Annotated in this window: 13 protein-coding genes; 7 read left to right on the top strand and 6 right to left on the bottom strand. The window is 40.1% G+C overall.

Annotated elements, in window-relative coordinates; all coding sequences use genetic code 11:
* On the bottom strand, positions 1-1934 hold a 1934-nt coding region (locus H9X96_RS17030), incomplete at its 3' end, for a DUF2207 domain-containing protein (RefSeq protein ID WP_187667448.1).
* Between the two features lie 10 nt (positions 1935-1944).
* Positions 1945-2406: a LemA family protein gene (locus H9X96_RS17035; RefSeq protein ID WP_255431153.1), complete on the bottom strand. Its 462-nt coding sequence runs from the start codon at positions 2404-2406 to the stop codon at positions 1945-1947.
* Positions 2407-2862: 456 nt separating this feature from the next.
* On the opposite strand from H9X96_RS17035, the gene H9X96_RS17040 reads away from it, so the two are divergent.
* The gene (locus H9X96_RS17040; RefSeq protein WP_187667450.1) at positions 2863-5061 is read left to right on the top strand and encodes a radical SAM protein; all 2199 of its coding nucleotides are present in this window, start codon (positions 2863-2865) and stop codon (positions 5059-5061) included.
* A 203-nt stretch (positions 5062-5264) separates the two neighbouring features.
* Here H9X96_RS17040 and H9X96_RS17045 read toward each other — a convergent pair whose 3' ends face one another.
* Together H9X96_RS17045 and H9X96_RS23120 are read right to left on the bottom strand one after the other, a co-directional pair.
* Positions 5265-5789: a DUF2147 domain-containing protein gene (locus H9X96_RS17045; protein ID WP_255431154.1), complete on the bottom strand. Its 525-nt coding sequence runs from the start codon at positions 5787-5789 to the stop codon at positions 5265-5267.
* Positions 5790-5873: 84 nt separating this feature from the next.
* Positions 5874-6731, bottom strand: a complete 858-nt coding sequence (locus H9X96_RS23120; RefSeq protein WP_187667451.1) for a helix-turn-helix domain-containing protein — start codon at positions 6729-6731, stop codon at positions 5874-5876.
* A 22-nt stretch (positions 6732-6753) separates the two neighbouring features.
* Between H9X96_RS23120 and H9X96_RS17055 the strand changes: the two genes are divergently transcribed.
* From H9X96_RS17055 to obgE, 3 genes are all read left to right on the top strand, one after another.
* Positions 6754-8022, top strand: coding sequence for an MFS transporter (locus tag H9X96_RS17055; RefSeq protein ID WP_222943927.1), 1269 nt, complete (start codon positions 6754-6756; stop codon positions 8020-8022).
* 438 nt (positions 8023-8460) lie between these two features.
* Positions 8461-9030 carry an adenylate kinase gene (locus H9X96_RS17060; RefSeq protein WP_187667452.1) on the top strand — a complete coding sequence of 190 codons (570 nt, stop codon included), beginning with the start codon at positions 8461-8463 and terminating at the stop codon, positions 9028-9030.
* A 116-nt stretch (positions 9031-9146) separates the two neighbouring features.
* Positions 9147-10151, top strand: a complete 1005-nt coding sequence (obgE, locus tag H9X96_RS17065) for a GTPase ObgE (RefSeq protein ID WP_187667453.1) — start codon at positions 9147-9149, stop codon at positions 10149-10151.
* A gap of 44 nt (positions 10152-10195) precedes the next feature.
* Here obgE and H9X96_RS17070 read toward each other — a convergent pair whose 3' ends face one another.
* Both H9X96_RS17070 and H9X96_RS17075 read right to left on the bottom strand, forming a co-directional pair.
* Complete coding sequence (locus H9X96_RS17070) at positions 10196-10675, bottom strand: GNAT family N-acetyltransferase (protein ID WP_187667454.1); 480 nt, start codon at positions 10673-10675, stop codon at positions 10196-10198.
* Positions 10676-10747: 72 nt separating this feature from the next.
* Positions 10748-11653: a class I SAM-dependent methyltransferase gene (locus H9X96_RS17075; protein ID WP_187667455.1), complete on the bottom strand. Its 906-nt coding sequence runs from the start codon at positions 11651-11653 to the stop codon at positions 10748-10750.
* A gap of 255 nt (positions 11654-11908) precedes the next feature.
* Between H9X96_RS17075 and H9X96_RS17080 the strand changes: the two genes are divergently transcribed.
* The 3 genes from H9X96_RS17080 (at position 11909) to H9X96_RS17090 (ending at position 15709) form a co-directional block, all read left to right on the top strand.
* The gene (locus tag H9X96_RS17080) at positions 11909-13489 is read left to right on the top strand and encodes a M1 family metallopeptidase (RefSeq protein WP_187667456.1); all 1581 of its coding nucleotides are present in this window, start codon (positions 11909-11911) and stop codon (positions 13487-13489) included.
* Positions 13490-13629: 140 nt separating this feature from the next.
* Positions 13630-15063 (top strand): PLP-dependent aminotransferase family protein, encoded by a 1434-nt coding sequence (locus H9X96_RS17085; protein ID WP_187667457.1) that lies wholly within the window; start codon positions 13630-13632, stop codon positions 15061-15063.
* 118 nt (positions 15064-15181) lie between these two features.
* Positions 15182-15709, top strand: a complete 528-nt coding sequence (locus H9X96_RS17090) for a GNAT family N-acetyltransferase (RefSeq protein WP_187667458.1) — start codon at positions 15182-15184, stop codon at positions 15707-15709.
* Positions 15710-15715: the final 6 nt, after the last annotated feature.

Raw genomic sequence — 15715 nt, forward strand, 5'->3', positions numbered from 1 at the left:
CCGCCCCCCCCGCCGCCACCTCCACCAGAAGAACCTCCACCGCTACTTCCAGAACTCCAGCTTGAACTTCCGGACGATCCAGAAGAAGAGCCTGTATCTGGTTTGCTCGCACTGACTGCGCTGGTAAAGGGTACGAAAAAACTTTTGGCGATATGAGGGTAATAGAATTTGTCACCTTCATACCAATCCGGACTGTAATCTGCCTGATTGAGTAGCGCTTCAAATTTGGCTCCCCAGGCATTCTCTACATCAAGTGCGAGTGCATAAGGCAAAAATTTTTCAAACAATGCTGGCGTGTGTTCCGGTGGGTTCAGTAGATTTAAGCGATCTTCCTCAGCCGTTTCCAGGTACATTTTAAATCCTTTAAGCTTACTGATTGCATCGGTTCCTGCTGGAGTAGGTGCTCTGATCAAGTAAACATATAGGGCGTACATGGTCGTGCTGACTGCGATGAATACCAGCGAAACGATGGGTAATCTGCTCAGGTTAGAAAGGAGCATAAATAGCGGAATACCACCAAAGCCTGCTCCCCAAATGATCAGAAAAATTCCTACAGGTATAGATTCGCGGATCATTTTGAATCCTCCAAAGAAGCAAAATCCCCCGATCAGAATAAAAGGAAGGAAAAAAAGCATCATCAATGGAGTACCCGTTCCTACAAAAATTATAAAAACAGCAAATGCTGCCAGCGTAATCAGTGTCGATTTAATCAAATATTTTTTGTGACTAATGAAGAATTTTTTTAAATCAAGCTGAGGTTTCAATCGATCGCTATGCGCATTCTTTGCAGCATTGATGGTCGAGCCATTCGATTTATTGATGTATATCCTATTTCTTTTGTTGAAGAAACGAACATAAATGGCATCTTCTTCTTTCGACAGCAGATTTGTTGAACCCGTTGATTTTTCCAAAGCGTAATCTTCTTTTTTAGGATCCGCGACTCCTTTGCTGATTTTTATGACTTTTTTAACAGCCATATTGATGACCGAGATGGCAAAAGACTTATCATCTATTTTTTTGATGTAAAAATAACGGAGCAGGGCTGGAGACCAATCATTGGGTATATTAAATGTAGGGATGATCACAGGTTCCTGCGGATCCCGCCCATATCGTGACCAGCTGATGTAATAGTAAGTTCCAAGACCAATCAGCAGCAGCAATGTCAAGGTTATTTTCAGATAGTCCTGGTAAAAGAGTTCTAAATTAGAGGGCCTGTGTATAATCCCTTTGGTAAAAGCGGAAGCCACAGTAAATCCACTTCCTGTGGACAGACTTTCAGTAGTTTGAAAACTGATGGAATGGTCTTGATTGATGCTGATATTACAGTTTTTACTTGTGGAACCAGAAGGGCCAGTATAACAAGCGGTATTGCCCGGTAGTGCTCCATTAGGAAGTACAATTGTCGCAGAAGCCTTTTCTATCTCGAAATCCCAGTCGTTACCAGTAACATTCCAATAAATTTCATCATAGTTCCTAAAGAAGCCGACCTGCCCTTTAGTTTGGTAATTGATTTCATAAGTATAGATGCCTGGATCTAGAATAATATCCTCATTCCCCATATAGATACTGCGGATGCTGCCATCGTTTTTGGTCTTATAGTTTTCTTTTTTTCCATCCCTTAAAATGCTCGTTATCTTAAAATCGGCAGATTTCCTGTCGCCAAATATATCTTTTCGATAAACCGGAATACTCCTGACAATACCACGTTTAATCTGGGATCCAGATGCATAAACCTTGATTTTTTCAGATAGGTACATCATACCTGAAGTGTCAATCCTGATGTCGCTGTGAAAAGAAATGATTCTTTCAGAATGGTTTTCCTGCGCGCTTTGTGGAGTAAGTGGTTCCTGCGCTAAAGTTTTTGTGAACAAAGCAGGAAGGAATAGCAAAATCAGGGACACACTAAGCCGCGTAAATAGATGTTTGAGTTTCATAATGATGCTTTTAAAAAGAAACTTTTACTGGATCGCGTTCTGTAGAATTGTTTATTTCGAAGAAAACGCCGTTTTCGAATCCAAATACCGAGGCAACAAGGTTGGAAGGGAAGGACTGAACCTGATTGTTATGCTCCCTCACTGTGCCGTTGTAATATCTTCGGGAAAGTTCAATTTCAGATTCTATGGTTTCCAATTGAGTTTGGAGTAGTTGGAAATTCGTATTTGCCTTCAAATCAGGATAGCTTTCAGCAATCAGCATCAGTCTGCTGATGTTTTCCGAAAGATGGTTCTCGCTATTGATTTTCTCTTGATTTTGATGGGCCTGAATCGCTTCATTTCGCAGCCGAACCAGATCTTGCATCAGTTTCTGTTCATGATTGGCATAACCTTTAACCGTTTCAATGAGGTTAGGAATCAATTCATACCGTTTCTTTAAATACACGTCAATTCCGCTCCAGGCTTCTTTCATCCTGTTTTTCTTATTCACAAGTGTGTTGTAATAATAGATGCTGCCAACTATTAGCAAGCAAATTAGGGCGATTAAGAGATATAACATAGGTAAGAGAAAGATAGAAAAAAAACTAGGTATTTTTGTGCCTGGTTAAAGTGAATTTGATTTCCGGCCTTCTTCCTCTTAAAGTTGTAATTTCGTCCGGTACAGGTGTGAATTTTAATTGCTTAAAAAGCCAGTCCCAGGTCATATGAAAAATAAGATCGATGAAATGCTGACAACTTACGGACTGAACGTCGTCAGGACATTATTTTCAAACGATCTAATAATGAAAATTATCTGGAACTGATCAGGAAGCATTTCTCCGATGGAGCTTAAATCCTAATAGACTGTTCCTTTAATCGAAGGGCCCTTTTTGGATTCATGGCATTCCAAACTATTATCGTATTTTTGCGAAGTAATAGTAATTCCATTTTGAAAACAGATCTTTTCCTTGTCACCCCTCCCTTTACCCAGCTGAATACCCCGTATCCTGCAACTGCTTATATTAAAGGTTTTTTGAATACCAAAAATATTTCATCGACTCAGGCTGATTTAGGTATTGAAGTGATTTTGGCTTTATTTTCAAGGAAAGGTTTGGAAGAATTGTTCGCTCATGCGGAGAAAAAAGCCAGCCCCCAAAAAAGTCCGAATGCAAGACGGATTCAGGCTTTAAAAGGGGAGTATATCAAATCTATTGATGCGGTGATTGCTTTCCTGCAAGGGAAAAATCCAACTTTGGCTTTGCAGATTTGCCAGGAGGATTATCTACCGGAAGCCTCAAGGTTTGAGCAATTGGATGAGTTGGATTGGGCATTTGGAAGCATGGGGACGCAAGACAAAGGAAAGCATTTGGCTACTTTGTACCTGGAAGATATCTCAGATTTCATCATCGAATGTATTGACCCGAATTTTGGTTTTAGCCGTTATGCTGAAAGATTAGGCAGGAGCGCCAACTCATTTGATGAGCTTTACGAAGCCCTAAATCAGGAATATACCTATATGGATAAACTCCTGATGGAGATTCTGGAAGCAAAGCTTGCGCTGATTCAACCTAAAATGTTCTTGATTTCTGTTCCTTTTCCAGGGAATCTATATGCCGCTTTCCGATGCGCGCAGTATGTGAAAAGAAACTATCCTGAGGTTAAAATCTCTATGGGCGGCGGTTTCCCAAACACAGAATTACGTTCCCTTTCTGATGCAAGAGTATTTGAATTTTTCGATTACATCTCGCTTGACGATGGCGAATTGCCGATTGAACTGATCTATAATGCGGTCATCAAACCAGGCGAATTTCATTTGTACAAAAGAACTTTTCTATTAGAGAATGGAGCAGTTTCTTATAGAAATGATGCCTTAAGAAGTGATTATAAACAAGCGGATGTAGGCACACCTGATTATAGCGACTTACAATTAGATCAATACATTTCGGTCATAGAAATCGTAAATCCAATGCACCGGATGTGGAGTGATGGACGATGGAATAAACTGACAATGGCACATGGCTGCTATTGGGGGAAATGTACATTTTGCGACATCTCTTTAGATTATATTAAAGTCTATGAACCTGTTGCGGCTAAACTGATCGTAGATCGGATAGAAGAACTCAGCGAAAAAACCGGTCAGAATGGCTTTCACTTTGTAGATGAGGCGGCACCTCCAGCATTAATGAGGGAAGTGGCATTAGAGATTCTAAGAAGAAAAATTTCTGTGACCTGGTGGACAAATATTCGCTTTGAAAAAAGCTTTACCAGAGATTTATGTATCTTGCTGAAAGCCTCAGGCTGTATCGCCGTCTCGGGTGGTTTAGAGGTTGCATCTGATCGCTTATTGAAACTAATTGATAAAGGCGTAACGGTGGAACAGGTAGCCCGTGTTACCCGAAACCTGACGGAAGCAGGGATTCTGGTGCATGCTTATTTGATGTACGGTTATCCAACACAAACCGTTCAGGAAACTGTAGACAGTCTGGAAATGGTCAGACAATTATTTGAAGCAGGTGTTTTACAATCAGGTTTCTGGCACCAGTTTGCAATGACTGCTCACAGTCCCGTTGGCCTCTATCCAGAGAAATTTGGTGTGGTAAAGGAAACAGAAGCCATAGGCACTTTTGCTAATAACGACATCAATTACATCGATAAAACAGGAATAGACCATAACAAATTCAGTTTCGGCCTAAAAAAATCACTGTTTAACTTCATGCACGGCATCTGTTTCGAGTATAAATTGCAGGAATGGTTTGATTTCAAAATCCCAAAAACAGAAATCCCTGCCGACTTTATTGAAAAAGCCATAAAAGAAGATAGTAAACTGAATACCAAACCAACCGCTAAAGTAGTATGGTTAGGAGGGAAACCCGATACTGAAATCTTTACGAAGTATAAAAAGAATAAACCTTCGGAAACCATGGTGCTAACTTTTCATGATAAAAAAGAAAGCTTTACCATTCAGGCCGATAAAAAGGAAGGAGAATGGCTGAGCGCTATCTTACAGAAAATAGCGGCATCCAATACCCAGGTATATACTTTCCAGGAAATCAAGGCTGATTATGAGCAGTCAATGGAACTTTTTGAACTGTTTTGGTACTCCGAACCTATTTATAACCTAAGGGATTCAGGCTTATTAGTGCTGTAGTTATTTTGCCCGTATCCGAATACTGCTGAGGCGGTATGGTGGCGCAGTGGTAAACGATCAAATAATTACGATTGCAGATTTACAATGAAACTTATCGGCTAAGACCGTAAACAGAGTCAATATGCTATTACAAAGTAATTCTGTGTTCTTTCTGGTTTGAAATAAAATAATTCCAGCAATGTTATGGCTGCAAAATGATACTGCTATTTGACCGGCATAAAATCTACACTTTTTGAGAATATCTTAAAACGCCAGTAACCTTTTACCCTCAGCAAACCTTTATTGGTGATAAAAACGTAGGAGCTCCATTCTTTACCGGTTAATGCGTCGTAGATCACCCCATCTTCCCAGCTGTTACTTTCTTTATTAAAGGTGAGGAGCTTAAGGATTTCCAGGCCAAGTATCTTCCGTTTCCTTAAAGCCGGATCAGGATTTTGCTCATCTCTTCTCATTTCTGCAGGCCTGTTGAGGTCGTCGGTATCATCGAACCAAACTATTTTTGCTTTGTATTTATGATTTTGCTTATAGACTTCTACGATTAGGTTTTTCTTTTCAGTGATCCATTTGCCCACAATACGGTCAGGGTCCCGATGCTGATCTTGTGAGAAAGCAGGGGCCAAAAAGAATAAACTCAGTACTAAGGATGTTAATAAAAATAATCTGCCCATACAAAAATTACCTCCATCGGTCATGTTGGAAATGATTTTCACACTAGAAGGTACGGACAAAAATTTAAAGGAATGGCAAAAACTAACGAAAAAAGATTAGAATAATTGAACCGAACAATCGCAAAGAACCATCGGATCTCTGCACTAGGGTGCTAAAGTGCCATTGTCATTTCTAGACAATACCGCTGGACTGGCATTTGCATATTTCTTTAAAAACTTCAGGAAGTGACTCAGGTCGTTAAAGCCAAATTCGTTGCTGATTTCTTTTTTAATTTTACCACCAGAACTCAGCTGCGTTTCAATCAATTTATATTTATAATCGTCAATATACTGTTTAATAGAAACTTTTACCTGCCGCTTAAACAGGCTGCTCAAATAGTTTGGAGAGAAATTGAAATGTAGCGCCAAAACACTGAGCTTCAGAGATTCCGGTTGATGAATGTGCGCATGGATAAATTCAATAATAGAAATCACCAGGTCGCCATTAGAGGAGGGCTGAGCAATAATGTTTCCAATTGCATTTCTTTTGAGAATACTGAATACACCACGTATCAAATGAAACATTACCTCATTGCCGATTCCAGGATTGGCTTCCCATTCCTGCACAATTAACCGCATCAACTGCTCAATTTTTTCCATATCCTGCTCAGATTTCACCAAACAGGTGTCATAAGTAGCGGCAATGGCTAATAAATGATCTACGAGTTTTCTCCATGCGGCAGAAGATTTTTCATTTGATACCCCTTCCAGGTAGAGATGATTGAACTTCAATACACTGAATTCTGTAAGCGCTTCAATCTCGAAAATATGAGCATCCTGTGGAGCTAGCAAGAATAAACTTCTCCCGGAATACCGCTGATCTACCTGATTATGAGAATGTATGCCCTTGCCAGAATGAATAAATACCAATTCATAATGGTCATGGTTGTGCAAAGGAAAAGGCCATTTTTCCGTTTCAAAATGCCTCACAAATAAGGCTTCATGCTGAATAAATCTTTTCACAGTTGCTTTTTACAAGTATAAGATGGATATCTACCATTTCCAGGAGCGCTCGGATAATAGCTTTGCAGCATTCATCAAACGATTAATTATGTTACCCAATCAAAGTACAAAGATACGCACTGGAGTGATTCCTTTAATGGCAGTTTCCGCAGGTATTATAGTAGCAAACGTGTATTATAACCAGCCTATTCTTAGAGAAATCGGCTTAACCATGCAGGCTTCAGAAAGCGAAATCGGCAAAATATCTATGATTTCACAGCTGGGATATGGACTGGGGATGTTTTTTTTGCTGCCATTGGGCGATAAAGTAAACCGCAAAAACCTAATTGTTTTACTCTCTGCATTATTGTGCCTCAGCTTAATATTAGTAAGTTTTTCAAATACACTTTTACAAATTTCCGTACTCAGTTTCTTTGTTGGTTTGTTCTCTACACCGGCACAGATTATTCTGCCAATGGCCGCAACCTTAGGAAAGGAAAACCGTGGTGCAACTGTAGGGAAAGTCTTTAGTGGAATCCTGGTTGGAATTTTAGGTGCAAGGGTCATCGCTGGCCTGCTAACCGAATTTTTTGGCTGGCGTTCCGTATTTGCACTTTCCGCATTTATGGTCCTTATCGTCAGTGTTTTATTGAAAATATACCTTCCTGAAGCACCGGCAAAATTCAAAGGCAATTATGTGAGTCTACTCAAATCAACATTATCCTTAATCAAAGAATACAAGGTGCTCCGACAGGCAGCAATCCTCGGTGCCTTTACTTTTGGGGTATTCTGTTCCTTCTGGACGACGCTTACTTTTCATTTAAGTGCAGCTCCTTTAAATTTCCATGCGGGTACCATTGGTTTATTTGGCCTGATTGCCATTGGAGGGGCTTTAGTAGCTCCGTATTTTGGGAAACTGGCAGACAAAGGGAGTGTTTACAAGTCTTTATTCCTCACCGTTTCCATGATCATTGGCAGCATTATTCTGATCAAATTATTCCCTTTTTCTGTTGCCGTACTTGTGATCAGCGTATTCTTTCTGGACATTGGGGTACAAGCTACTCAAATCACCAACTTCACCAGAATTTACAGTTTGGATGAACAGGCACACAGCAGGTTGAACACGATCTATATGACCACTTATTTTATCGGTGCTGCGGTAGGAACCTATGCCGGTTTACTCGCCTGGAAATTCGGAGGCTGGGAGGGAGCCACCTGGCAGATGCTCGCATGGAGTAGTATAGCCCTGATGATTGTGATACTTTCCGCTAAATCAAAGGTATTATTTCGGGCAAAATCAGCTGCTGTATAAGTTTTTTATAAACTGATTTTTAAGGGTCAAACACCATAGTGTTATATTTACACGATGTTTCTTCCTAATATTAACATAAATAGGAAATTCATGGCTAAGAATTTGTCAAAAATTAACTATACTAAATTAATAATTATATATTTGCAACCTCAAAAGGACTTTACTTGTTTTGAACGTTAAAACAGGTAATTCGAGCTAAAATTGGCTTCTTTCTTATGGAAAGTATCAATTTTACCCTTGAATCCTCTAGAAATGGTCTCCAAAATGATAGGCTGGTTTTGAAGACTGAAAGTATCAGATGATTTGAAATCTTTTTGTTTGCCAGGTGGATTTGCAGGGTAGGAATTTGGGGCTGGGATCATTTGAATAATTACACTAAATAGGAAACTAAAGTCGCAGGTGAAAGCCTTAGACTTTCTAAATTTAAAGACAAACCAAATGCTTAATTTTGTTCTCTTTGGCCCACCGGGTGCAGGCAAAGGCACTCAATCTCAGAAATTGATCGACCAGTATCAATTGATCCACATCTCCACAGGTGACCTTTTTAGGGCTCACATTAAAAATCAATCACCATTAGGGCAGAAAGTAAGTGAGTTGATCGCAGACGGACAATTGGTTCCTGATGAGATTACCATCGCTATGCTGGAAGAAGAAGTGGATAAAAACCCAGAAGCTAAAGGCTTTATTTTCGACGGTTTTCCTCGTACAGTTCCTCAGGCAATTGCGCTGGATGAATTTTTAGAGAGCAAAGGCAGCAATATTGCAGGTGTAATCGCTTTAGATGTTGATCAGGAAGAATTAACCAAACGTATCGCGCAGCGTCAGTTGGAAAGCGGTCGTGCGGATGATCAGGCAGATAAACTGCAAAAAAGAATCGACGAGTATTTTAGCAAAACCATTCATGTTTTGCCATATTACGAAGCACAAGGTAAACTAAGTAAAGTCAATGGTATCGGTAATATCGATGCGATCTTTACCGAGTTACGTGCGGTTGTTGATCAGTATTAGTATAAAAGATGTGCCGGAAACTCCGGCATATTTATCATAAATTTGGTGCTGTTTAAAATCAGTATCGCAAAAGCCCGACTTTTAAGTCGGCTTTTTTATTTTTAAAAAAGAAGGTTATGTCGCAAGGTTCAAATTTTGTAGATTATGTTAAAATATGCTGTCGCTCAGGTAAGGGAGGGGCAGGTTCTGCACACTTGCATCGTGATATACGCACTTCTACAGGTGGTCCTGATGGTGGTGATGGCGGGCGCGGTGGACACATCATATTGAGAGGAAACTCACAATTCTGGACTTTGCTCCATTTAAAATACCGTAAGCACATCATCGCTCAGGATGGTCAGCCAGGCTCAAGCGGTACCTCTTCCGGTAAATTTGGTAAAGATGAAATTTTAGATGTACCTCTTGGAACCATCGCTAAAGATGCGGAAACAGGGGAAGTACTTTTCGAAATCACTAAAGATGGAGAAACTAAAATCCTGACACCAGGGGGGCGTGGTGGATTGGGAAACTGGCATTTCAAAACGCCAACCCAGCAAACGCCACGTTTTGCTCAGCCAGGTGAATCTGGTAAAGAACAATGGATGGTACTGGAATTAAAAGTCCTTGCTGATGTAGGTCTGGTAGGTTTCCCTAACGCCGGAAAATCAACATTGCTATCTGTATTGTCGGCAGCGAAACCAGAAATCGCAGATTATCCTTTTACTACTTTAGTTCCAAATCTGGGTATTGTAGCCTACCGTGGCGGTAAGTCATTTGTAATGGCTGATATTCCTGGAATTATTGAAGGCGCTTCAAAAGGTAAAGGTTTAGGATTTCGCTTTCTTCGTCATATCGAAAGAAACTCAGTATTGCTGTTTATGGTACCTGCGGATACACACCGTACCATTGCGGAGGAATATGAGATTCTGAAAACCGAACTGAGAGATTACAATCCGGAATTGATGCAAAAACCTCATTTATTAGCCATCACGAAATCTGATATGCTGGATGAAGAATTGATGACAGAAATGAAAAAGGACATTCCTACGCATGTTCCATCAATCTTTATCTCTTCTGTAGCTCAAAAAGGCTTAACAGAATTGAAAGATATGTTATGGGAATCCATTAATGAAGAAGCCTAGTTAAATATTCCCAATAACGATTATAGGAGAGACCTTTCTATAGCCTAAACAGCAGTAGAAAGGTCTTTTAGTTTCTTCTCCATACAAATGCTGCCTGGTACGCCCTCATATGGGGCATAATTTGGAATCTGATGGTATCCTCTTTTCTGATATAAAATTACCGCTTCCTTCTGCTTGTCGCTGGTTTCCAGAATACACCTCTCGTACCCCATCTCTTTTGCCCATTTTTCCAGGTGAAAGAGGATGTTTGTGGCAATACCGATATTCCGAAACTCTGGATGTACAAACATACGTTTCACCTCCATGGTGCCGGAATCATATTCTTTAATAGATCCACAGCCAATTGCAACCCCTTCCATGTAAGCGATCAAAACATGTTTAATGTGATCAGTTTTATTGAACTGATTAAAAAAAGATTGCGCTTCCCCATTGTTTTCACTCAGATTTTCATCTAAAAGCGCAATGAGTTTCCTGAAATCTAAATGATCAGGATTCGTTCTGCTAAGGTGTATGTTGGTATTCATGGCACGATCAATTTCCCCTATAAATATAGGCCAGCCACTGGTTTAAGACCTGTGTTTAACCCGGCTGACGCGTTAATTAAGGTATGGGTTTTTTGGGATATTCTGTAATTTATACCCTTCTTTTTTAAGTTGCTGGACTGCTTCAGCTGTAGGTATTTCTTTAAAAATTATGGCTGATAAAACTTGTCCTGGAATGATTTTTAATTTTAACAGCAGGTCAAGAATCGACTTTTTAAGACAAATAGATCTGAATTTTTTGCTGCGGTTATCTGCCGTAATTCCTTCAGCACCGCTGAAATAGAAATTCGGATTGATGCGCTTAAAGGCAACCATCGGTAGATTAAGTCCGGCTGCAAACTTCTCAAACTCACGCTCCGATACTTTATAGATAAAATTGCCCACAGGTTCATAAGAGAACCGGTTTTTCCAGACGCTGGAGCCAAGATTGTTTTTGATCGAGTTTAAGGTGTTTACCATAAAAAGCAGCAATGGCATTTTTGAAATTGGATCCTGCGGTTCTATGATCACGATACCTTTTTTACAAACCCGAATCATTTCGTACAAAGCGGAATAAGGTCTTGGAAAGTGATGGTAAGACTCTTTACAGAGTACAAAATCATACGAATTGTCATCAAAAGATAGTTTTTCCGCATTTTCTGAACGGAAATCATTGACTATTCCTTCCTGATGGGCAATCCTCAGAAAGTCTGTGTTCAGGTCGGTTGCAGTAGCCTGATTACCATTGTTCAGGATGTATCTGGCATCAAAACCATAAGCATCTCCAACAGTGAGCCATTTCTGACTTCTGTTTTTTAAAAGTGGATTGAGGCAATCAAAAAATAAACTTTGTAACCATGAACCTATATTGGTGGTATCTTCATATCTGCTCTTTTTAAAGTACGCGGATTTAGCTTCCGGGGTTGGAAACTTTTCATTGTACCATTTTTCATGAAGTTCATAGCTTTCTTTGTGGAACATTTGTGGTCAATTGCTTAGGTTGTATTAAATCTAAATATTTTTTCCCTAAAGAAATTAAACGTAAATGTTAAATTGTGTTAATATTATCCTTATTCTCATGCAATTAGCAATTCTATGAGTTCAGTAGGGAGGAAAAGGCTTGATCTTTGAGTCCCAGAAGGCCTACGAAGCTTCCATAGAAAAGAATACCTTAGAAGAAACATAAATGAGGTGCCCAGGAAAGGACACCATTACCTTTAAAACAATAACATACGCATGAAAAAATGCTTGATCATCCTTTTTGTCTGCTTTAGCAGTTTCGGTTTTGCACAGGATAAATATTGGCAGCAAGAAGTCAGTTATAAAATAGATGTCGCCTTAAATGACCAGGCAAAGACCCTTGCAGGCTCAGAACAGATCGTTTACAAAAATAATTCTCCCAGCACCCTCGATTTCATCTGGTTCCACATCTGGCCAAATGCCTATAAGCAGGAATCTACCGCACTGTTCCAGCAATTAAAAAATGATACCAGTAGAACTAAGAAAATGGAAAAATATACTTTCGGCAGTATCGATGGGTTAAATTTTAAAGTGAATGGGCAAACTGCGGTTACAGAAGCGCATCCAAATCCGCAATATATTGATGTGATTAAAGTAAAATTACCGACTCCTTTAAAACCTGGAGAATCTGTCAATATCAGTACAGACTTCAATGTAAAACTACCTTCCTATTTCTCGAGATCCGGTTTTGCCGATGGAGAGTTTATGATTTGTCAGTGGTATCCAAAACCTGCAGTATTTGATAAAAGTGGCTGGCATGAATTCCCATATCTCGATATGGGAGAGTTTTATAGTGAATATGCTGCCTTTAAGGTCAACATTACCCTACCTTCAGACTATGTAGTGGGGGCTACGGGAGTATTACAGACTGCCGATGAACTGGCCCTGTATAAAAAATTGGGTGCCGCAAACGCCGCAAACAGGACCGGGAAGCCGGAGCTTTATAAATCGATCCACAAGTCTCCAACCAAGACGTTAACGTATGAAATTAATAATGTGCCTGATTTTGCCTGGTTTGCTGCAAAGAATTTTGTGATCCAGTATGATACCGCGCAGCTGGCTTCCGGAAAAGTGGTGGATGCTTTTACCTATTACCACAATAAAAAACCTACTTTATGGACCAACAGTATCGATTATACCAAAGATGCGGTAAAGCATTACAGCAAATGGATTGGTGAATATGAATATCCCGTGGTTCAAGTGGTTGAAGGACCGGTTAACAATTCAAGTGGTGGAATGGAGTACCCAACCATTACTTTAATTACCAGTCCAGATGCTAAAAAAGAAACTTTAGATGCGGTCATTACGCATGAAGTAGGACACAATTGGTTCATGAGTATGCTGGGCAGCAATGAACGTCAGCATGCCTGGCTGGATGAAGGGTTGAATACTTATTTTCAATTCAGATATGAAGCGGAAAAATATCGCTCCAATAGTCTGTTTGGAGATGCCATTCCTGAACAAGTAAAGAAAATGCCGGAAAAAGAATTTCTATCCAGTATCTATAATGCCCTGGCCTCAATTCCAATGAAAGCAGCCATTGAAACTCCTTCTGATAAATTTAGCAGTTCCGATGAATATAGCATGGCTTCCTATGTGAAAACCGCTTTATGGCTATTCATTTTGGAAAATGAAGTAGGAAGAGAAAAGATGGACAAAGCGTTTCAATATTATTTCAGTTTATGGAAGAATAAGCACCCTCAGCCAGAAGATTTGAAAGCGGCATTTGAAACCTCTTTAGGAGTGAATTTAGAGGCTTATTTTAAGCTGATTAACAAAGAGGGAGGTTTTAAATAGTATTTTATCCACATGGTTGTTCACAGTGTTATCCACCGGTTATCCACTCTTTATCCACAGGGTTCTCCACATTTTCAAGGGTGAATATAGCCTATAAACAGCACCATCAAAATGAGTAAATTTGATGGTTAAATTTTCCTATGGACAAGTATAGATATGAAGAGATCTCTGCCGAGATTGCAATTAACATTACCGAAGGAAGGTTAAAACCAGGACATAAACTGCCTTCGGTTAGAAGCTTAAAACAGCAATATAAAGCAGGTTTAAGTACCATTAATAAAGCCTATGAGCTTTTAATTATTATGGGGCTGGTAGAATGCGTCCCCAAATCAGGATATTATGTGGCATTGCGGAAAGTAAACACTGGCGCTGTGGTCACTAACCCCCCGACCCAAACCAGGCTCAGAGATGAGCTGTTTAGAAACAATTTGCTAGCCATCACAGCGAGCATAAATCCAGGGCATCGCCACAGTGTCAGTGAATTTAATGTAGCTGCTCCGGATGATTTATTTATCCCTCAGAAAATGATCCTGAGAAATATGCAGCAGGTGATCCGCGAAAAGGGAACAAAACTGCTCAGATACTATCCTTCCAATGGCTCTGAGTCGCTGAAAGAGCAGATTACAAAACACTCGGCCTTAAACCATGGAACTTTTGATAGCGAAGGCTTGATCATTACTGATGGGGCATTACAAGCATTTTATATCGCCCTGGCCGCTGTAACCACTGCGGGTGATGCGGTGGCGATTGAAAGCCCATGTGTGTTTTCAATGTTGCAGGTACTGACTACTTTAAAGCTTAAAATTGTAGAGATTCCAGTGTTGAATACTGATGGTTTTGACCTGGGTTTTCTGGAGGAAACCCTAAAGACGATTCCTATAAAAGCGATTGCACTTACCCCAAATTTTCATAATCCTACGGGCTTCCTGATGTCTGATGAGCACAAATTGAGGTTACTGGAAATTGCAAAAATGCGAGACATTCCCATCATTGAAAATGATGTTTATGGGGACCTTAATTTTGGAGACCACCGTCCGGGAAACATCAGCTCCATGGACGGCAGTGGATTGGTCATGACCTTTTCCTCTTTTTCTAAAACCCTGGCCTCAGGAATTCGTTTAGGCTGGCTGTTTACGGGAAGGTTTTTTAAAGAAGCGGAACAAATCAAGTTTTCCCTGGGCAGTACTGTAGCTCCAGTGTACCAGGAAACCATGCTGAACATTTTATCAACCAACAGCTACGAACGTCATATTCGTTCTTTCCGTATGAAATTGGCTAGCCAGTGTTACCAGACCATGGAGCTGATTTCTACTCATTTTCCAGAGAAAACACTGATATCTACCCCAAAAGGAGGCTATAGCATCTGGCTTAAAATGGAAAGAGCTATTGATATGGTAAAGTTTCATTACCATTGCGAGGAAATTGGCGTGCGCTTCACTCCCGGTTATACTTTTTCCTACAGCAATGCCTTCGAGCAATATTTTAGAATCGTTTTTGCAATGAAGTATACTCCTTCCAGAGAGAATGTACTGAAACAGGCAGGGTTATTTGCAGGAAGTGTCATTCGGGAATAAGATCTGTACCCCATGGATCATAGGATACTGAACCCCTTTTATCTTTTTTCAATACTTAATTTGCCCCAGAAATACGGATCAATAGCCAATCTGGGATTGATCCTTAATGACAATTAATATGGAAAATAAGATAAAAACAAAGTTTACGATAGCTTCCGAAGAAGGAATTGCCCTGCTGCAAGAACTGGGAGAAAAACGCGCACAGGAGAAGTATACAGGATTACTCAGCCCCAGTCAAATCGAAAACTACTTGTTCGATAAATTCAATACGGATACCATCATCAGCAATTTAAATACATTTTCTAATCAATTGATCGTGGTTTATGTGGAGGATCAGCCTGCAGGATATGCCTACTTCAGCGGGAATGGAGATGTGCCAGAAGCGTTGAAAGATAAACGAGTGGTACACCTCGAAGATCTGGAAGTGCTGGATGCTTATAAAGAAAGCGGGGCGAAGGAGTTCCTGATGGAAAAATTTCTGAATGTCTGCAAATCTTATGAGGTTTTGAAGATCAGAGAAAGATCTGATGCTCTGGAAATGATCGCTTTCTATGCGAAATATGGTTTTCAACAAAAGGGAATGGAAGAGATCAGTATCGCCGACGTCACATTTCCATCGGTTATACTGATCAGAGAAAATCCTTAAAAGCCG

The sequence above is a fragment of the Pedobacter sp. N36a genome (assembly GCF_014472395.1).
GTDB lineage: Bacteria > Bacteroidota > Bacteroidia > Sphingobacteriales > Sphingobacteriaceae > Pedobacter.

Excerpts from the sequence above, each read along its gene's own strand:
- H9X96_RS17035 (WP_255431153.1), bottom strand. The coding sequence starts at position 2,406 with ATGAAAGAAGCCTGGAGCGGAATTGACGTGTATTTAAAGAAACGGTAT.
- H9X96_RS17055 (WP_222943927.1), top strand. The coding sequence starts at position 6,754 with ATGGATATCTACCATTTCCAGGAGCGCTCGGATAATAGCTTTGCAGCA.
- H9X96_RS17060 (WP_187667452.1), top strand. The coding sequence starts at position 8,461 with ATGCTTAATTTTGTTCTCTTTGGCCCACCGGGTGCAGGCAAAGGCACT.
- obgE (WP_187667453.1), top strand. The coding sequence starts at position 9,147 with ATGTCGCAAGGTTCAAATTTTGTAGATTATGTTAAAATATGCTGTCGC.
- H9X96_RS17070 (WP_187667454.1), bottom strand. The coding sequence starts at position 10,675 with ATGAATACCAACATACACCTTAGCAGAACGAATCCTGATCATTTAGAT.
- H9X96_RS17075 (WP_187667455.1), bottom strand. The coding sequence starts at position 11,653 with ATGTTCCACAAAGAAAGCTATGAACTTCATGAAAAATGGTACAATGAA.
- H9X96_RS17080 (WP_187667456.1), top strand. The coding sequence starts at position 11,909 with ATGAAAAAATGCTTGATCATCCTTTTTGTCTGCTTTAGCAGTTTCGGT.
- H9X96_RS17085 (WP_187667457.1), top strand. The coding sequence starts at position 13,630 with ATGGACAAGTATAGATATGAAGAGATCTCTGCCGAGATTGCAATTAAC.
- H9X96_RS17090 (WP_187667458.1), top strand. The coding sequence starts at position 15,182 with ATGGAAAATAAGATAAAAACAAAGTTTACGATAGCTTCCGAAGAAGGA.